Genomic DNA, 18,790 nt, shown 5'->3' on the forward strand with positions numbered 1-18,790 from the left:
GCAGCGGCGGCACACCCCTTGATCGCCCGTACTGTTAGTGGCTAACATTACGGGGTGTCCAAGTCCGAGCGGACCCGGCAGCGCATCCAGGCGACGGCGGTGCGGCTGTTCACCGAGGACGGCTACGACGCCGTCACCGTCGACCGGATCGCCTCCGCCGCCGGGGTGTCGCACATGACGTTCTTCCGCTATTTTCCCTCCAAAGACGCTGTCCTGCTTGATGATCCCTACGACCCTGTCATTGCGGAGGCCGTGGCCGCGCAGCCGGCGGACCGGAGCCCGCTGGAACGGGCGTGCCGGGGGATCCTCGACGCCTGGGCGCTGATTCCCGAGACGGACCTCGGGGACGTGCGCACTCGCCTGCGGATCGTCGCGGCGCATCCGCGGCTGCGCGCGCGGATGTGGGAGAACACGCTGCGCACCCAGGAGGCCGTCGCGGCCGCGCTCGCCGAACCGGGGACACGACGACTCGAGGCCGCAGTGGCGGCCGGGGCCTGCATGGGCGCACTCATGGCGGCGCTGACGGACTGGGCAGAGACCGGCGACGAGGCTCTCGGCAACCGGATTGCGTCGGCCCTGCACCAGCTCGCACCGGAGGCCAGTCCCTCACGGCAGCCACGGGAGGTGCCATGACCGAGGTCGGCGAGGTCGTGCTCGAGTGCCGGAACGTGAGCAAACGCTACGGCTCCGCGCCGGTACTCGAGGACGTCACCACCGAGGTGCGGGCGGGCGAGGTGCACGCGTTCGTGGGCCTCAACGGGGCGGGGAAGACGACGTTGATGCGTCTGTTCCTCGGCATGATCGAGCCCGACGACGGAATCGTGCGCGTCCGGGGCCTGCCGCCGTCGACCATGCCGGCGCGGCACTGGACGGGAGTCGGGCACCTTGTCGAAACACCGCTGGCCTATCCCGAACTGACCGTCGCGCAGAACCTGCGCATCGCGGGCCGCCTCGCCGGCCTGTCCGCGGCGGGCGCCACGGCCGCGGCCGACCGGTGGCTCGAGGAACTGGTCCTGTCCCGGTGGGCGCGGACCAGCGCACGGAAGCTCTCCCTCGGCAACCGGCAGCGGCTGGGTCTGGCCGCGGCGCTGATCGCGGACCCGGATGTGCTGATCCTGGACGAGCCGACCAATGCGCTCGATCCGGCCGGGATCATGCTGCTGCGCACCCTGCTGCAGCGCAGCCGGGAGCGCGGCGCGGCGACGCTGGTGTCCAGCCACCATCTCGACGAGGTCGCCCGCGTGGCCGACCGCATCACAGCCGTCAACGAGGGACGCGTCGTCGGCTCCCTCGATCCGGACGGAATCGATCTCGAGCGGCAGTTCTTCGACCTGGTGTACCGCGACAGCGAGGCGCGACGATGACCACATCCGAGCAGATCCGGGCCGCGCTGGCGGTCGAGTGGGCCAAGTTCCGGCGGGCGCGCCCCGTATGGGTCACCACCGCCTTTCTCACGACGGGGGTGGTGGCCATGTGCGTGCTGACCCTGCAGTCCGTGCGCGGCGCCAACGCGGTGATGGCGGGTAAGGCGCAGACCATCGTCGGCGACGGCGGCCGAGCGGGCCTGTTCGCCGCAGCCGACACCATCGTCTCGGTGGGGGGACTTCTCGGATTCGGTGTGGTCATCGGCTGGGTCTTCGGCCGCGAGTTCACCGACGGAACGATCAGCGGTCTGTGGGCCGCGCCGGTCTCCCGCCCGGCCGTTGCCGCCGCAAAGCTGCTGATCCTGCTGTCGTGGGCGGTCGCCACCAGCCTCGCACTGGGCGCGGCACTGGTAGTGGTGGCGGGAACGCTCGTCGACGACGATCCCCTCGCCCCGGGGACGCCTGCGCTCGTGGGCAGATTCCTCGCCGTCGCCCTGCTCACCGCAGGGCTCGCATTCCCCTGCGCCTGGGTTGCCACCGTGGCCCGGGGATACCTGCCCGCGGTCGGGACGATCATCGCCGTGGTGGTCGTCGCCCAGATGGCGGTCATGGCGGGAGCGGGCGGCTGGTTCCCGTTCTCGGCTCCGGGCCTGTGGGCGGCGGGACCGCAGGCCGGTTCCGTCACCGGTCCGCAACTCGCGCTCGCCCTCGTCGTTCCTGCCGTCTCGTCGGGCCTGACGCTGTGGTCGTGGCGGCGGCTCACCCTCGTGCACTAGGACTCCCGAAGGGACCGAAGTCCCTTCGATCCGGACCACCCGCACGATAGGGTGATGCCCGGAGTGCCGGGAAGTCTGGTCGGCGAGTGACGTTCGCATTTCACGACCAGGGAGGCACCGTGGACCAGGGGACGTTCGCAGGTCGGGGTTCCGGGCCGGGGACTCGGCGGATGAGCACATCGAACACCGCGCGGCCACGCATGCACAGGTTTCACGATGCCGGCTAGGTGGCGTGCTCGATTGACGGGCGCCGACGTGCTCACCGAACGCCCGGGCTTCGCGCTGGTGGGCGTCCTGCGGGTCCCGCAGTTGCAGACCAGTCCCGGCCGGGCCATCGTCCGCCGGATCGGCTACGCCCTGATCGCCCTGGCCCTGGTGGTGCTCGTCGTCTACCTGGACCGCGACGGCTACACCGACAGCCAGGACGACGAGCTGTCCCTGCTGGACTGCATCTACTACGCGACGGTGTCGCTGTCGACCACCGGCTACGGCGACATCGCTCCGATCACCGAACAGGCTCGCCTGGTCAACATCCTGATCATCACTCCGCTACGGATCTTCTTCCTCATCGTCCTGGTCGGCACCACGCTCTCGGCTCTGACCGAGAGCTCGCGGCAGGCGTTCCGTATCCAGCAGTGGCGACGCCGGGCGCGCAACCACACGGTCGTCGTGGGTTACGGCACCAAGGGCCGTGCCGCAGTGGACGCGATGCTCGGGGACGGCCTCCCGCCGTCCGAGATCGTGGTCGTCGACACCGACCCGCTGATGCTCGAGGTCGCCGCCGGACAGGGTCTGGTTACGGTGCAGGGCTCGGCCACGAGATCGGACGTGCTGCGCCTGGCCGGGGTTCCGCACTGCACCTCTATCGTCGTCGCCGCCAATCGCGACGACACCGCAGTGCTCGTCACCCTCACCGCCCGCGAACTCGCGCCCGCTGCAAGGATCGTCGCCGCCGTCCGCGAGTCCGAGAACACCCACGTCCTCCGCCGGTCCGGGGCCGACACCGTGGTCGTCTCCTCCGAAACCGCCGGCCGGCTGCTGGGCGTCGCGACGGCCACACCCGGCGTGGTGCAGATGGTCGAAGACCTGCTCACCCCAGAGGCCGGGTTCGCCATCACCGAACGGGCGGCCGAGGCCGCCGAGATCGGCGAATCCCCCCGCCACCTGACCGACATCGTGCTCGGGATCGTCCGTGACGGCCGGCGGCTGCACGTCGGATCGCCGGAGGCCGCCACCATCGGAGCCGACGACCGACTGCTCTGCATCCGGCGCGTGCCGGACTGATCCCGTTCCTGCTCCCGTCGCGCCCGCAACCGATGCCGGAGGTCGCATCATGGTCCTGCCCGTCGATCCGTCGCTCGTCAATACGCACCACGACCTGTCGGTCCACGAGGTCGTACTCCTGCACGAGACCGATCCGCATCGCGGCCTCGACGTGGACGAGGCCACCCGCAGGCTGGAACGATTCGGGCCCAACGTGCTGCTGGCGGCCTCGGGCCACGGGTTGCTGCGGCGGATTCTGCGCCAGTTCCACAATCCCCTCATCTATGTGCTGCTGTCCGCAGCGGCGATCACGCTGTGGCTGGACGAATACGTCGACTCGGCCGTCATCCTCGCGGTCGTACTGGTCAACGCCACCGTCGGCTTCGTCCAGGAGTCCAAGGCCGAAGCGGCGCTCGACGCACTCCGGTCCATGGTGCGCACACAGACGCGCGTGATCCGTGGCGGCCGCCAGCAGACCCTGCCGTCGGACGACCTCGTACCCGGCGATCTCGTCGTCCTCGAGGCCGGCGACAAGGTTCCCGCGGACCTGCGCCTGATCCGCGTCGCCGAACTGCAGATCGACGAGTCCGCACTGACCGGGGAGTCTGTTCCGGTCGCCAAGGACGAGGTGGTACTGCCGCCTGCCACGCCGGTGGCGGATCGCCGCAACATGGTGCACTCGGGCACGTTGGTGACGGCCGGGGCGGGCGCCGGGGTCACCGTTGCGACCGGCGACCGGACCGAACTCGGGGAGATCCATCGCCTCGTCGGGGCCGCGGACGTGCTGGCCACGCCGCTCACCGCCAAACTGGCCTCGTTCAGCAGGGTTCTGACCGTGGCGATCGTCGTGCTGGCGGCGGCGACCTTCGCGATCGGTCTCGTCCGCGGTCAGGACGCGCCGGAAACGTTCACCGCCGCGGTGGCGCTTGCGGTCGGCGCGATCCCGGAAGGGCTTCCCGCGGTCGTCACCATCACGATGGCCATCGGTGTGGCCCGGATGGCCCGGCGCCGGGCGGTGATCCGCCGGCTGCCCGCCGTCGAGACGCTCGGCAGCACGACCGTCATCTGTTCGGACAAGACCGGAACACTCACCGCGAACCAGATGACGGTGCGCCACCTGTGGACGGTGCACTCCCTGTATTCCGTGACCGGTTCGGGATACGCGTCCGAGGGCGTGGTCCACGATTCCGCCGGCGCCGTGGCCGCGCCCGATTCGGACGAGGCCCTGCGGTGGACGATCGTGGCGGGTGCCGGATGCAACGACGCACACCTCGACCGGCGGGAGGGGCGGTGGTCCGTCGTCGGTGATCCCACCGAGGCCGCGATGCTCGTCGTCGCGGGCAAGGCCGGCCTAGCACCCGAGGACGTCCGCGCCGGGCATCCCCGCATGGGCACCATCCCCTTCAGTTCCGAACGCCAGTTCATGGCGACGCTGCACGTCGAGCCCCGCACGGGTGAGCGGGTCGTGCTTGCCAAGGGTGCCGTCGAGCGGATCCTCGAACGTTGCCGCTACGGCATGGGTTCCGACGGCAGCCTCCTTCCCCTGGACCGGGACTCGGTCCACCGGGCCGCCGAGGACCTGGCGCGGCAAGGGCTGCGTGTGCTGGCTACGGCCGTCCGCACGATTGATGAGAAGGCGGAGTTCGACCTGTCGGTGGTCTCCGGCGAGATGGTGTTCGCCGGCCTGCACGCGATGCTCGATCCGCCCCGGCAGGCCGCCGTGGACGCCGTACGTGCGTGCCACGTCGCCGGCATCGCGGTCAAGATGATCACCGGCGACCATGCGGCCACCGCAGCGGCGATCGCCCGGCAGCTCGGGTTGATCGGCGAGGCCGACGACGGACTCGTGCTCACCGGGCAGGATCTCGACGTGATCCCGGCCGAGGAACTCGCGGACGCGGTCGACCGAGCCCGGGTGTTCGCACGGGTCTCCCCCGAACAGAAGCTCCGGTTGGTCGGGGCCCTGCAGGAACGTGGCCACGTCGTCGCCATGACGGGCGACGGCGTCAACGACGCTCCCGCCCTGCGGCAGGCCGACATCGGGGTGGCCATGGGCCACGGCGGAACGGAAGTGGCCAAGGAGGCCGCCGACATGGTGCTCACCGACGACGACTTCGCCACCATCGAGGCCGCCGTGGAGGAGGGCCGCGGCGTCTTCGACAACCTCACGAAGTTCATCGTGTGGGTGCTTCCCACCAGCCTCGGTCAGGGCCTGGTCATCCTCGCCGCCATCGTCTTCGGGACGACCCTGCCGATCCTGCCCACCCAGATCCTGTGGATCAACATGACCACCGCCGTCGCACTGGGTCTCATGCTGGCGTTCGAGCCGAAGGAACCCGACACGATGACCCGGCCCCCACGGGATCCCACGCGGCCGCTGCTGACCGGCGCGCTCGTCACCCGGATCCTGCTGGTGTCCGGCCTCATCGTGGGCGGCGCGTGGTGGCTGTTCGAGTGGGAGCTCGGTATCGGTGCCGACCTCGCCGAGGCACGAACCTCGGCCGTCAATCTCGTTGTCGCGGTGGAGTTGTTCTACCTCTTCAGCTGCCGCTCGCTCACGGCGTCGGTGTGGCGGATCGGGTTCTTCGGCAACCGGTGGATCCTCGTCGGGGTGCTCGTCCAGACGGTCGCGCAGCTGGCCATCACCTACGTGCCCGCCATGAACACCCTCTTCCAGACCGCTCCGATCGACGCCGGCGCATGGTTGCGCATCGTCGGCCTCGCCACGTTCGCGGTGCTCGTCGTCGCCGTCGACAAGTTCCTGCGCGCCCGGGCCACACGAGGGACCTCGCCGGCGGCCGGGTCCCTCGCCGCACCGGACGAATAGTGAGTAGGTGACCCCCGTGGAATTGCACTCCTTCCCGCTCCTCGCCGCGATTCTCGCCCTCGCTGCGCTGGCAGGTTTGCTCGCGACCCGGCTGCGGCAGCCGATGATCGTCGCGTTCATCGGCGTCGGCATCCTCGTAGGTCCGACCGGCACGGGGTGGGTCGTCGCGGACAGTACCGTCGAGCTGCTGGCCCGGATGGGAATCGCGATCCTGCTGTTCCTGGTGGGACTCAAGCTCGACCTGCACCTCGTTCGCACCACCGGTCCCGTCGCGCTCGCCACCGGACTCGGGCAGGTCCTGTTCACGTCGGTGGTCGGTTACCTCATCGCACTGGCGCTCGGCATGGATTCGGTATCGGCGATGTACGTAGCCGTCGCACTCACCTTCTCGTCGACGATCATCATCGTCAAACTGCTGTCGGACAAGCGCGAACTCGAGCAGCTGCACGGCCGCATCGCCGTGGGTTTCCTCATCGTTCAGGACATTGTGGTCGTGCTGGTGATGATCGCGCTCACCGCCTTCGGGCAGCCGACGGACGGCCACGTGACCGTCGGGGTTGCACTCGTGCTCGTCAAGGGCCTCGGGTTGCTCGCCGGCATCGTCGTGCTGATGCGCTATGTCCTGCCGTGGCTGCTCGGCCACGTCGCGCGTTCCCAGGAACTACTGGTGCTCTTCGGTGTCGCCTACGCGGTCTCGGTAGCTGCCTTCAGCGAGTGGCTGGGATTCAGTTCGGAGGTGGGCGCTTTCCTCGCCGGTGTGTCGCTGGCGAGCACGCCGTACCGCGACGCCCTCGGTGCCCGCATGGTGAGCCTGCGGGACTTCCTGCTGCTGTTCTTCTTCCTCGATCTGGGCGCCCGGCTCGACTTCACGGACGCCGGGCAACAGATCGTGCCGGCAATCGTGTTCTCGGTCTTCGTGCTGGTGGGCAACCCGTTGATCGTCGTGGCGATCATGGCCTTCATGCGGTATCCGGTCCGGGTGGGCTTCCTCGCCGGCCTCACGGTGGCGCAGATCTCCGAGTTCTCCCTGATCCTGGCGGCGCTCGGGCTGAGCCTGGGGCACATCACCAACGCAACGGTCAGCCTGATCACCGTCGTCGGCGTGGTCACGATCGGCGGGTCCACCTACCTGATCCTGTATTCGCACCGGATCTACGAGCGCATCAAGGGCGGCCTGCGCGTCTTCGAGCGTTCCGACGTCCGCCGTGTCGACCTCGGCGGGCCCGACGCCGACGTCGACGGCATCATCTACGGTCTGGGCCGCTTCGGTGGGCACCTCGCCGACCGGCTGAGCGAGACCGGTCACCGCGTGCTCGCGGTGGACTTCGACCCGCACCGCGTGTCGACGAACCGTCGCCCCGGCATCACGGCCGTCTACGGCAGTGCCGAGGACGCCCACTTCCTCGAAACCCTCCCACTGTCGACGGTGCGGTACGTGATCAGCACGATCCCTGTCCCGGACACGACTCTGGCGCTGTTGCACGGACTGCGTCACCACGGGTTCCACGGCAAGGTCGCCGTCACCGCCCACGGCAGCCACGACTCCGAACGGCTCCTCACCGCCGGCGCCGACCTTGTTCTCGACCCGTTCGCGCTGGCGGCCACCACCACGACCGACACACTGGACCGGCTTGTCGGTATCACCGACCACGAGCAGCCGGACGGTTGACAAGCACGGGTCGCTCATCGCGGCCGGATCTCACCGGCACCTTGCGCGTTCCGGTGACCACCCGGAGCGCCGCTGCGCGGCGGCGGGTGCGCCGTCGAGGACGTGCATCGCCTGCATCGGGGCAAGACGGACCTCGCCGAACGGGTGTACCCGGCGACCACCGTGTCGGGCGGCCGCCTGACGGAGGGCGGAGGGCGGCTGTGGGGCGCGGCTCCGGCCGAACGACGCGCGGGCCGCGGGCCGGATGACGGCAGGGCCCTCATGTAGATTCCACTGCTCGGTGTCACTTATTGGTGCTTCCGAGCTGCGGGTTCTCAACGTCGTGTCAGTGCCTGATTCTCACGACCTTGTCGGAATCCTCAGCCCGGCCGCTATCGCGTAAGCCGATCCCCGAGCCGTGAGGAACTGGTCTCCGCGGTGCCCTACTGCTGGGTCGGGAAGACACCCATCTACGTAGGACGCCCGAATCCGGGAATCTCGAAACTGTCGGAGAGCCATTGGCAGACTGCCTGCGCGTAGAGGTCGGGCGCCTCGACGGGAAGCAGGTGGCCGACGTCCTCGATGGGGCGGGGTGTCCAGCCCGGCCGTCGGGCGTGCTGCATGAGCGACGTGGGGTCGACAAGGTGATCGTCCCTTCCCCACAGCACAAGTACGGGCATCTGCACGGAATCGAGAGCCTCGTTCGTCAGCTTCTGCGTGATGAACATGGCTTTGACGATCGACGCGAACGCCGTGGCCGTGCCCGCGAGCCGTTCCGGGTGCTCGCGGGCCGCCTCGAGGCCATCGAGCCACAGGTCGACCTGCGCTCGTGAGACACGGCCCGGGTTTCCACCGAGGGGGTCGGTCCGGCCACCGGAGATGGAGCCCGCGTCTTCGATCGCGGTTCGCTTGGCGTCCAGTATGCGCCGGCCCGCCAGTCGCAGCACCAGGCGTGTCGTGGGCGGGCCGGCTGCGACGACGAGACGTCCCAGCGTCTGCCACCCGAACGCCTCAGCTGGTGACGTCCGGCGCCACGGCAGCGCCGGGGCCACCAAGACGACTCCCCGAGTCTTCTCCGGCATCATCGTGGCGGCCAGCGCCGCCACCGGGCCACCCGTCGACCAGCCGTGCAGCAGCACCTGACTCTCGAGGCGGAGCTGCCGGACGAAGGCCGCCACGAAGCGAGCGTCCAGGTCCGCGCGTGGCCCATGCCGATACGGATCACCGGTGTGGCCGACAATCGTCCCCGGGAGGTCGACGGAAATCACCGGCCCGAGCTGGCGCAGGGGAGGAACGAGATCGAGCCACATGCTCGCGCTACCGGTCATCGGGGGCACCAGCAGGTGAACTGGCGCGTCGGGAGGCGCGGTCGACGCGGGCTCCGCTCGGACATAGTGCACGGGCACGCCGCACACGCTCGTCGACACGCTGCGCAACCCCGCCCACTGCGGCGACCGGGCGCCCCAGTCGTCGTATCGCACGGTGATCCCTCCCTCCTTTCCCAGGGTCCTGGAAGTCGGGCGCGGACCGGAACGCTGACGTGCAACGATCCCGGATGGGCGGTCCGCTGATCGATTCCGGAACCGGGGCGTTTGGTGGAACACGAACTGGGTGGTTTCGGACTTGTCTCGTGCTCATCGGATTGGCCAATAGTCCGAGTCCGAGGGGCGCCGAGGGGGACGATCTGGACCCGGGGGCGCAACACGGCCATGACCCGGTCGATGCTGCGCGAGTACTCGGTGGCTGCTTTCTACGACCTGGCCGGACGTGACGCCCACGCCGTGCTGTCCGTCGCACCCAGCCCGGAGCAGGGGCTCGCATTCACCGTCACGCGAGTCGAGAGCCCTGCTCCGCAGAGCCGGCCGACAGCCATGGCGCCGGTGACCCGAGTCTCCGGCATCAAACGGGTCGTGCTCGCCCGGAACCGACGGTTGGCTGGTGCGCTCTATCAGCAGGCCTTCGCTGCACTGAAGGCCTCTGCCGGGCGCCCGCGCCTATTACGACCGGCACCGTGCCGGCGGCGCCACCCACCACATCGTGCTTTGGCGAACCGCCTCGTCGGCATTCTCCACGGTTGTCCTGCTCACCACACCATCTACCTCATCACACCATCTACGACGAAGCGACCGCACGGACGACTCACGGCGCACCGCGGCCGCTTGACACGTTAGAAGCGTCGGATAGCTACACCTCAGTTGAGGCTGCCCCCTGCGGCCAGGAAGTCATCGATGGCACGTTGGAGCCGGTCGAGTGCGGCGCCGTACGACGTGAAATCGCCGGTGCGCTGGGCGTCGCGCAGATCCGCCAGGGCGCTGTTCAGTTCGAGGACCGCAGCGGTGAGCTGCTCCGGGGTCGGCTCTGCGGGCGGCGCGGTGGGCGGCGGCACCGTGGCGCCCTCCTCGGGGGGCGGAGCGGTCGCCGCAGGATCAGGGGGTGGCGGGGTCGCGGCATCACCGCCGGGCGCGGTCGCCGCTCGGCCCGTCCCCGCACCGAAGACCTGGTCGAGGGCCTCGGCGAGGGTGGGTGCGTATCCGACGCGGACGCCACCGGCGCTGGGCTCGCGGTAGCTGACCAGCACCCGCGACAGTTGCGGGAAGGTCGAACCGTCGGCGGTGTTGGTGAGACGTTCGGTGAACAGAGGCTCGACGTAGAGAACCCCGCCGTCCGCGATCGGCAGCGTCAGCAGATTGCCGTAGTGGATCCGGTTCGACCGCTCGAGCAGGGTGCGTTCGGAGGCCACCCGGGTGTCGGAGATCATCGAATTCTGGGTCTGCTGCGGCCCCTGGGTCTGCGTGTCGGTCGGCAGCTGCAGCACCTCCATCCGGCCGTAGCCGTCCGGGTCCGAGTTCACCGAGATGTAGGCGGAGAGGAACTCGCGGTTGAACCCGACCATCGCACTGGCGAGGCGGAAGGACGGTGCCGCGCCCTCCCGGTCACCGACCAGCACGTAGTACGGCGGCTGCGACCCCACGGCCTCGGAGGTCGGGTCGCTGGGGACGGACCAGAACGCGTTGTTGGTGAAGAACTCCCGCGGGTCGTCGACGTGGTACTTGGCGAGCCGGTCCCGTTGAAGACCGAAGAGGTCCTCCGGGTAGCGGAAGTGGGAGCGCAGTTCCGGGGTGATCGACTCCGGCGGTTGTACGGCGCCGGGAAACGCCCCCATCCACGCCTCGAGAACCGGGTCGTTCGTGTCCACCTGGTAGAGGGTGACGGTGCCGTCGTAGGCGTCCACGGTGGCCTTGACCGAGTTCCTGATGTAGGAGACGGACTGACCCGGAAGCAGCCGGCCGGTCTCGCTGACGCCGGCCCCAGGCAGCACACCGGCCTGGGCGTACGGGTAGTGCGCCAGGGTGGTGTACCCGTCGACGATCCAGACGATCCGTCCGTCCACGACCACCGGGTACGGATTGCCGTCGGTGCGGAGCCACGGCGCGACCCGTTCCACGCGGGTCTTCGGATCGCGATCGAAGATGATCTTCGAGTCCGCTCCGATGGCGCCGGAGAACAGGATGTTGCGCTCGCCGTACCGGACCGCGAACGCCAGCCGGTTGATCCAGTTTCCGATCGGCACTCCCCCGCTGCCGGAGTAGGTGTACTGCGAGGTATCCGTGTCGTACTCGCGCGGCGCCGCACCGGCGGACCCGCCGACAATCGCGTAGTCCGGGTCCGACGCGGCGATCAGCTCGCCGAAGTAGATGCGCGGCTGCTCGACCGGGATCAGTTGCCGACCGGAGCCCTGGGATGCGATGTCGCTGACCGTGTAAATGGGGTATCCACTGTCGCTGCCGCTTCCGGCCGCGGCCGCGTCCCGGACGGCGGCGTTGACCCGGTTCGCCGGCGCCGCCACGAATCCGTTGCCGTGGGTGTAGACGGTGTGCCGGTTGATCCATTGGGTCTGATTGCCGCTCAGGCTCTTCGGAGACAGTTCCCGGGCCGCGACAATGTAGTCGCCGACCTTCCCGTCGATGGTGTACCGGTCGATGTCCAGTTGCGGAGTGAAACCGTAGAAGTTCTTCAGCTGCTGTTGCTGGGTGAAGGTCCTGGAGAGCACGTTCGGGTCCAGCAGCCGGGCGTTGGCGATCGTGGTGATGTCGGCCGGGATCTCGCGTGGCGGCCGAGTTCCGACCCCGGGATAGTCCCGGTACTCGACGCGATCGGCCTCGATCCCGTATGCCTGCCTGGTCGCGGCGATGTTGCGCTCGATGTACGGGCTCTCGCGATCGGCCGCGTTCGGGCGCACCGAGAACTGTTCCGTGAGGGCCGGGAAGATCCCACCGACGACGATCGACGACAGGACCAACAGCGCGGTGGCCATCAACGGCACCCGCAGGTCGTCCAGCAGTATCGAGGCGAAGAACGCTGCCGCGCAGAGCACGGCGATCGCCACGAGGATCAGGCGCGCCGGCAGCACCGCGTTGATGTCGGTGTATCCGGCCCCGGTGAACGTCGGTTCCTTCCGGCCGCTCCACAGCAGCTGGTAGCGGTCGAACCAGTACGCGACCGCCTTGAGCGCGACGAAACTCCCGGCGAGCACGGCGATCTGGATTCGGGCGGCGCGCGTCGTCGCACCCGCCGCGCCGGTGGCACCACGACGGTCCCCGGCGCCGGTTGCGAACGGCAGCCGTAGTCCACCGAAAAGGTAGTGGGTGGCCGTGCAGAGCACGAGTGCCAGGAACAGCGCGAGGAACGACCACGTCAGCACGAGCCGGTAGAACGGCAGGTCGAAGACGTAGAACCCGACGTCGTACCCGAACTCCGCGTCGACGCTACCGAATGATCCGCCGTGGAGGAACAGCTGCACTCTGGCCCACTGACTCTGTGCGCTCAGGCCGAAGAACAGTCCCAGCAGCAACGGGATACCGATCGCGAACAGTTTCGGGCGCCTCAGCACCACGATCCGGTACCGCTCGATCGGATCGTCCGGGCCGACGGCGAACAACGGTCGCGATCGGTATGCCCACGCCGTCACCCCGAAGAGCAGACCGGTCACCACCAGCGTCACCCCGGCGAACAGCACCAACCGGGTCACGATGATGGTGCCCCACACGTCCTGGTAGCCGACCTCGCCGAACCACAGCCGATCGGTGTACACCGCGATCAGCCGAGGGCCGGCGACGAGCAGAGCGAAGAGGACCAGAAAGGCGACGATCGCCCGATGCGCCCGGCGCGGCAGCAACCGCCCTGGTTCGGAGGGATGCACGGCCACCTCCGATCGCCCGCATATACCGCGGCGGCCGGTGGACGGGGCGGAGTCCACACGATGCGGCCGCGATGTCCGTCCACCCATTCTAGGTGGGGGAGATCACTCCGCCCAGGGAATCGCCGACCGGCGCAGATTCCTCCCGCGCAGAACGGGATCGTGCAGGCCGCGCCCGGGTTCAGCGCTGGTAGACGTCCGGGATGCCGTCCTGATCCTCGTCGAGGGATTCGAGTTCCGCGATCCTGCGGTAGGCGCGGTTCCGGGAGCGGAGCACCACCGAGGCGGCGAGCGCCGCGGTGAGGGAGCCGACGAGGACCGCGACCTTGACGTGGTCGGCCGCGACGGTGCCGGCACCGTAGGCGAGATCCCCGATCAGCAGGGAGACGGTGAAGCCGATGCCGCCGAGCAGCGCGACGCCGAGCACGTCCAGCCAGCTCAGCCCCTCGTCCAGGTGGGCGCGGGTGAACCGGGCCATCAGGTAGGTGACGCCGAAGATCCCGACGACCTTGCCGAGCACGAGGCCCGCGACGACCCCGACCGAGATCGGATCGCGCAGCGCCTCACCCAGGCCGTCGAGACCACCGATCGTCACGCCGGCGGCGAAGAACGCGAAGATCGGCACGGCCACCCCGGCCGACAGCGGCCGGAGCCGATGCTCGAACTGCTCGGCCATGGCCTCCGTGCCGGTGCGCGTCCTGCGGGCGACGGGCACGGTGAAACCGAGCAGGACGCCGGCCACGGTGGCGTGGACACCGGATTCGTGGACGAGGAACCACGTGAGCACCGCCAGCGGCACCAGGAGCCACCAGGCCCGGATGCCGCGCTGCACCGCCAGAGCGAACGCGAGCAGCGGGAGCATCGCGAGCCCGAGATACGCCAGGTCGAGATCGTCGGTGTAGAACACCGCGATCACGGTGACGGCGAGGAGGTCGTCGACGACGGCGAGCGTGAGCAGGAAGGTGCGCAGGGCCGCCGGGAGATGCGTCCCGATGACGGCCAGGATGGCCACGGCGAAGGCGATGTCGGTGGCGGTGGGCACCGCCCATCCGGTCAGCGCGTCCGCTCCGCCGCGCAGGTTCACCGCGACGAACACCGCCGCGGGTACCGCCATCCCCCCCACCGCTGCGGTGATCGGCACGGCGGCGCGCCGCAGGTCCCGCAGGTCGCCGGCGACGAACTCACGCTTGAGTTCCAGGCCGACGACGAAGAAGAAGATGGCCAGCAGACCGTCGGCCGCCCATGTCCCGAGCGACAGGTCCAGGTGCAGCGCGGACGGCCCCACCGTCGTGTCGCGAAGGCTGTGATAGGCGTCGGACCACGGGGTGTTGGCCCAGACCAGGGCCGCAAGCGCGCCGATGAGCAGGAGGACGCCACCGACGGTCTCCTTGCGGAGAATCTCGGCCACCCGCTTGGATTCCTCCCACGATCCACGGGAGAGCAACGGCAGGCGGGAGAAGGGTGTCGTCATCTATCGTCCTCGGATTTCGGGCAGCAGTCATCGTCTGCCGACCAGACTTCCCGGCGCACCGGTTCCACCGTATCCCACCCGGCGCCCGGATCCGAGCCGAGGCAGCCGGGCGGCCCCGTCAGGGCGACGGATCAGGGTGACGGATAGGTGCTGATCGAGACCAGCGTCCCGTCACCGCCCGAGGACACCGAGATGGAGGCGCCCTCCCCCGGCTTCCTGATCGTGAGACTCGTGCTGTAGGGAGTGACGCTCTCGGAGATCGTCTGCCAGCCCTCCCGGTCCACGAAGTCGAGGTAGAAGGTGCTGACCTGCTCGATCGGGTCGGACGTCGTCAGGACGGTCGAGCCGATCGCCCGGCTGACGAGCGTCGACGGCTGATAGGCCGGGATTCCATCCGTCGTCTCGGTGCCCTGTGACTCGGTACCCGTCGGCCCGGGCTCGGACTCGGCCGTGCCGGTCGGCCGGGTCGTTTCCCGGGCTGCCTCGGTGGTCGTCTGCGCCGACTCGCTGGGGTACGAGTCGTCTGTGCCGCATCCGACGACCGCGAGTGCCACTACCAGCGCCGCCGCGGCAGCCGGCACGGCTCTCCTCGATGTTCGCATGTGCGTCCTCCTCCGCCGTTCCCACTGTGCACGGTCGGCAGGGACCGCGGGGCGGATTCACCGCTTCGACGGACGCGGAGGACGGCCGAAGTCAGGCTCGCCGCGCGCCCCGTGGCGGCGGCTGGCACCGGGGGCAGCTGAACGACGAACGGTTCATGAATTTCTCGCGCCGCACCGGCGTCCCGCACCGTGGGCACGGCAGGTTCTCCTGGCCGTAGACGTTCAGCGACCGGTCGAAGTAACCGGACTCGCCGTTGACGTTGACGTAGAGGGCATCGAACGAGGTACCGCCCTGGGCGAGCGCCTCGCCCATCACGTCGCGGGCCGCGTCGAGCAGCCGCCGCAGGGTCGGCCCCCCGAGCCGGTCGGCCGCGCGGTTGCCGTGCACGCCGGCCCGCCACAGCGATTCGTCGGCGTAGATGTTGCCGATGCCGGACACGACGGTCTGGTCGAGGAGGACGCGCTTGATCTCGGTGTGCTTGCCGCGCAGCACCTTCACCACGGCGGCCGCGTCGAACGCCGGATCCAGGGGGTCACGGGCGATGTGCGCGACGGGCTCCGGCAGGACGGCACCGTCGACCTCGACGAGCGGGGCGAGGGCCCAGCCCCCGAAGGTGCGCTGGTCCACGAACCGCAGGTCGGCGCCGTTGTCGAGAACGGCGCGGATGCGCAGGTGTTTCTCGTCCGGCACCGCCGGCGGCTGGACCAGCATCTGCCCGCTCATCCCGAGATGTACGACCAGTGCGACGTCGGCGGGCCCCAAGACGAGCCACAGGTATTTGCCGCGACGCTGGACCGCAGCCACGGTCTGCCCGGTCAGCCGCAGCGCGAGATCCCGCGGGCCGGGTTCGTGACGGCGTACCGCACGCGGGTGCAGCACCTGGACGGACTCGATGGTGGCGCCGCGGACGTGCGCGTCCAGGCCGCGGCGGACGACCTCGACCTCGGGCAGTTCGGGCACGTCGGGTCAGTTCTGGTCGGCGCCGGCGCCGGTGGGGGTGGCGTCGCTGTCGGACAGGCTCTGCCAGGCCGCGGCGGCGGCCTTCTGCTCGGCTTCCTTCTTCGTCCGTCCCACGCCGACACCGCGGGCGTCGCCCGCGACGATCACGGTCGCGGTGAATTCCTTGTCGTGGTCCGGGCCGGTGGCGGTGATCTCGTACGCCGGCACGCCGACGCCTCGCTCCGCGGTCAGCTCCTGCAGGCTCGTCTTCCAGTCGAGACCGGCGCCGAGGCGCGGACCCCGCTCGAGGAGTTCGGCGAACAGGCGCAGCACGACGGTGCGTGCGACGTCGATACCGTGCTGCAGGTGGACGGCGCCGAGCAGCGACTCCATGCCGTCCGCGAGAATGCTGGGCTTGTCGCGGCCACCGGTGAGTTCCTCACCTTTGCCGAGCAGCAGGTGCGGGCCGAGGCCGCCGTCACCGAGGGACCGCGCGACCTCGGCGAGGGCGTGCATGTTCACCACCGAAGCCCGGATCTTCGCGAGTTCACCCTCGGACTTGTCCGGATGCGACAGGTACAGCTTCTCGGTGACGGTGAGGCCGAGGACGGCGTCGCCGAGGAACTCGAGACGCTCGTTGGTCGGCAGGCCGCCGTTCTCGTACGCGTAGGAGCGGTGCGTGAGCGCAAGCGTCAGCAGCTCCCGATCCACATCGACACCGAGGGCGGCGAGAAGGGACGCGTGTTCCCCTTCGCCGCCCTCGGATGCGGTGGTCGAATCGCTCGTCACGATGTCTCAGAATTCGAGAACTAGACGGCGGCGGTCACCTGACGGCCGTTGTAGGTGCCACACGACGGGCACGCCACGTGCGGCAGCTTCTTCTCGCCGCAGCCGCGGTTCGGGCAGGTGACGAGCGTCGGCGCAGTGGTGTTCCACTGGCTCCGCCGCGACCGGGTGTTCGAACGCGACATTCTGCGCTTGGGGACGGCCACGTCTACTTCTCCTCGTTGTTCTTGCTGTCGGATGCACTGCTGGGTTCTTCGGAGCCTGCGCCGAAAGCGGCTGCCAACCCAGCCCAGCGAGGATCCATTCTCTCATGCCCGTGCCCGGATTCCGCAATCGCCAGGCGAATGCCGCATTCGGGACACAGTCCCGCGCAGTCGTCACTACACAACGGCCGCAGCGGAAGCTCCAGACCGACGGTGTCGACGATGACCGGCTCGAGGTCGATCGTGTCGTCCACCAGGCGGTAGACCTCGTCCTCGTGGGTGGTCTGCTCCGTGACGCTGTTCGGGTAGGCGAACAACTCCGTCAGGTACAGCTCCACCGAGTCCTCGAAGGGCTCGAGGCAGCGCGAGCACTCGCCGACTGTATCGGCACGCACGGTCCCGGTGACGAGGACCCCCTCGGACACCGCTTCCAACCGGAGATCGAGTTCCACATCCGTGCCTTCCTCGATCGCGATCGCGTCGAGTCCGATCCGCAACGGCGCAGGTACCACCGTGTGGACCGTGCGCATGGAGCCCGGACGGCGTCCGAGCGAGAGTACGTCCAGCACGAGACCCGAATCCCGGTCGGGATGCTGGGAGCTGTGACGGCGGGCAGACACGGGAATGCTTCTTCCTCTTTCCAGGTAACGGGCGTCGCCCCCACGGGGCGACTGGGCAACCACTCCACGATACGCGACGGACCCGGGCGCGGCGAAATCGCCCGGCGTGGGGGTGCCGGATGCGTCAGCGGCGCCGCTCGGACCGGCGTTCGGCCTCCGTGTAGTCGGGCACACCGGCGCCCGTCCGCAACTGCTGCCGGCCGCGACCCACCGACCGCAACGTCGTGCCGAGCACGTCTTCGAACTCGGCGAGCTTGGAATCGACGTACTCGTCGCATTCCGACCGCAGCCGATCCGACTCGGCGTGGGCGGCATCGATGACCCGCGCCGATTCGGCGTGGGCGGCCTGCACGACCTCCGTCTGCGACACCAGACGGGCCTGCTCGGCCTCGCCGTCGGCGACCGACCGCTCGTACGAGGCCTTGCCCGCCTCGATCATGCGGTCGGCCTCCGCCTGGGCACGGGCCGTCACGGACTCGTACTGCTCCTTGGCGTCGGCGATCGTGTCGTCGGCCTCGGCCTGGGCGTCGCGCAGCAGATCGTCGGCGTGGGCGCGGGCCTCCTGCACCATCCGGTCCGCCTGTGCCTTCGCGTCGGCGAGCATGCGGTCCGCGTCGGCGCGGGCGTTGTCGAGGGTCTCGCGGGCCTCCGCGTCGGCGTCCGCGACGGTCTTGTCGGCCTGGGCCCGCGCGTCGCCGATGAGCTTGTCCCGATGATCCAGGACGTCCTGCGCGTCGTCCAGTTCGGCCGGCAACGCGTCGCGGACGTCGTCGAGCAGGTCCAGTACGTCGCCGCGTGGGACCACGCAGCTCGCGGTCATCGGGACACTGCGTGCTTCCTCGACGATCGCGACCAGCTCGTCGAGTGCCTCGAATACCCGGTACACGCCCAACCCCAATCGTCGTCCCGGCGCGGCCGGTGGACCGCCGCCGGATGCAAGTCTGCCGCAGGTGCCGCCGGAGTCGCGCATCGCGGACCCGGTGTGTCGGCGATGGAACAGGCGGGGTCAGCCTTGGCCGCTGTGCCGGATCAGCCGGATCAGCGCTTCGCCGCTGTGCCGGATCAGCGCTTCGCCGCTGTGCCGGATCAGCGC

15 protein-coding genes and 1 pseudogene are annotated in these 18,790 nt (G+C 69.5%); 7 read left to right on the top strand and 9 right to left on the bottom strand.

What is annotated here, in order from left to right:
• Positions 1-54: 54 nt before the first annotated feature.
• From ACWPOB_RS19200 to ACWPOB_RS19225, 6 genes are all read left to right on the top strand, one after another.
• Positions 55-633 (top strand): TetR family transcriptional regulator, encoded by a 579-nt coding sequence (locus ACWPOB_RS19200; protein WP_455401799.1) that lies wholly within the window; start codon positions 55-57, stop codon positions 631-633.
• On the top strand, positions 630-1,364 hold the full coding sequence (locus ACWPOB_RS19205; RefSeq protein WP_455401800.1) for an ABC transporter ATP-binding protein: 735 nt from the start codon (positions 630-632) through the stop codon (positions 1,362-1,364). The genes ACWPOB_RS19200 and ACWPOB_RS19205 overlap by 4 nt, the downstream gene beginning before the upstream one ends.
• Positions 1,361-2,140, top strand: a complete 780-nt coding sequence (locus ACWPOB_RS19210; RefSeq protein ID WP_455401801.1) for an ABC transporter permease — start codon at positions 1,361-1,363, stop codon at positions 2,138-2,140. Before ACWPOB_RS19205 ends, ACWPOB_RS19210 begins: the two co-directional genes overlap by 4 nt.
• Positions 2,141-2,356: 216 nt before the next feature.
• Entirely contained in the window at positions 2,357-3,424 is a 1,068-nt protein-coding gene (locus ACWPOB_RS19215; protein ID WP_455401802.1) for a potassium channel family protein, read from the top strand.
• A gap of 55 nt (positions 3,425-3,479) precedes the next feature.
• The gene (locus tag ACWPOB_RS19220) at positions 3,480-6,230 is read left to right on the top strand and encodes a cation-transporting P-type ATPase (RefSeq protein ID WP_455401817.1); all 2,751 of its coding nucleotides are present in this window, start codon (positions 3,480-3,482) and stop codon (positions 6,228-6,230) included.
• 7 nt (positions 6,231-6,237) lie between these two features.
• Positions 6,238-7,899, top strand: a complete 1,662-nt coding sequence (locus ACWPOB_RS19225; protein ID WP_455401803.1) for a cation:proton antiporter — start codon at positions 6,238-6,240, stop codon at positions 7,897-7,899.
• 449 nt (positions 7,900-8,348) lie between these two features.
• Here ACWPOB_RS19225 and ACWPOB_RS19230 read toward each other — a convergent pair whose 3' ends face one another.
• The gene (locus tag ACWPOB_RS19230; RefSeq protein ID WP_455401804.1) at positions 8,349-9,482 is read right to left on the bottom strand and encodes an alpha/beta fold hydrolase; all 1,134 of its coding nucleotides are present in this window, start codon (positions 9,480-9,482) and stop codon (positions 8,349-8,351) included.
• A 270-nt stretch (positions 9,483-9,752) separates the two neighbouring features.
• Here ACWPOB_RS19230 and ACWPOB_RS19235 point away from each other — a divergent pair.
• Positions 9,753-10,049, top strand: a pseudogene (locus tag ACWPOB_RS19235) (hypothetical protein); the annotation flags it as partial.
• Between the two features lie 20 nt (positions 10,050-10,069).
• On the opposite strand, the gene ACWPOB_RS19240 reads toward ACWPOB_RS19235, so the two are convergent.
• The 8 genes from ACWPOB_RS19240 to ACWPOB_RS19275 form a co-directional block, all read right to left on the bottom strand.
• The gene (locus ACWPOB_RS19240; protein WP_455401805.1) at positions 10,070-13,084 is read right to left on the bottom strand and encodes a UPF0182 family protein; all 3,015 of its coding nucleotides are present in this window, start codon (positions 13,082-13,084) and stop codon (positions 10,070-10,072) included.
• Between the two features lie 172 nt (positions 13,085-13,256).
• On the bottom strand, positions 13,257-14,483 hold the full coding sequence (gene nhaA, locus ACWPOB_RS19245) for a Na+/H+ antiporter NhaA (RefSeq protein ID WP_455401818.1): 1,227 nt from the start codon (positions 14,481-14,483) through the stop codon (positions 13,257-13,259).
• A gap of 194 nt (positions 14,484-14,677) precedes the next feature.
• Positions 14,678-15,127, bottom strand: coding sequence for a hypothetical protein (locus ACWPOB_RS19250; RefSeq protein ID WP_455401806.1), 450 nt, complete (start codon positions 15,125-15,127; stop codon positions 14,678-14,680).
• Between the two features lie 112 nt (positions 15,128-15,239).
• Positions 15,240-16,109, bottom strand: coding sequence for a bifunctional DNA-formamidopyrimidine glycosylase/DNA-(apurinic or apyrimidinic site) lyase (gene mutM / locus ACWPOB_RS19255; protein WP_006933632.1), 870 nt, complete (start codon positions 16,107-16,109; stop codon positions 15,240-15,242).
• 6 nt (positions 16,110-16,115) lie between these two features.
• On the bottom strand, positions 16,116-16,877 hold the full coding sequence (rnc, locus tag ACWPOB_RS19260; RefSeq protein WP_100058474.1) for a ribonuclease III: 762 nt from the start codon (positions 16,875-16,877) through the stop codon (positions 16,116-16,118).
• Between the two features lie 20 nt (positions 16,878-16,897).
• Entirely contained in the window at positions 16,898-17,080 is a 183-nt protein-coding gene (rpmF, locus tag ACWPOB_RS19265) for a 50S ribosomal protein L32 (RefSeq protein WP_003939052.1), read from the bottom strand.
• 2 nt (positions 17,081-17,082) lie between these two features.
• Positions 17,083-17,697: a YceD family protein gene (locus tag ACWPOB_RS19270; protein WP_100058473.1), complete on the bottom strand. Its 615-nt coding sequence runs from the start codon at positions 17,695-17,697 to the stop codon at positions 17,083-17,085.
• A 124-nt stretch (positions 17,698-17,821) separates the two neighbouring features.
• Entirely contained in the window at positions 17,822-18,583 is a 762-nt protein-coding gene (locus ACWPOB_RS19275; RefSeq protein WP_006933622.1) for a DivIVA domain-containing protein, read from the bottom strand.
• Positions 18,584-18,790 lie beyond the last annotated feature (207 nt).

The organism is Rhodococcus sp. 2H158, from assembly GCF_053764755.1.

What these genes read in the sequence shown, in the direction of transcription:
- ACWPOB_RS19205 (WP_455401800.1), top strand. Translation starts at nt 630, where the DNA reads ATGACCGAGGTCGGCGAGGTCGTGCTCGAGTGCCGGAACGTGAGCAAA.
- ACWPOB_RS19210 (WP_455401801.1), top strand. Translation starts at nt 1,361, where the DNA reads ATGACCACATCCGAGCAGATCCGGGCCGCGCTGGCGGTCGAGTGGGCC.
- ACWPOB_RS19215 (WP_455401802.1), top strand. Translation starts at nt 2,357, where the DNA reads ATGCCGGCTAGGTGGCGTGCTCGATTGACGGGCGCCGACGTGCTCACC.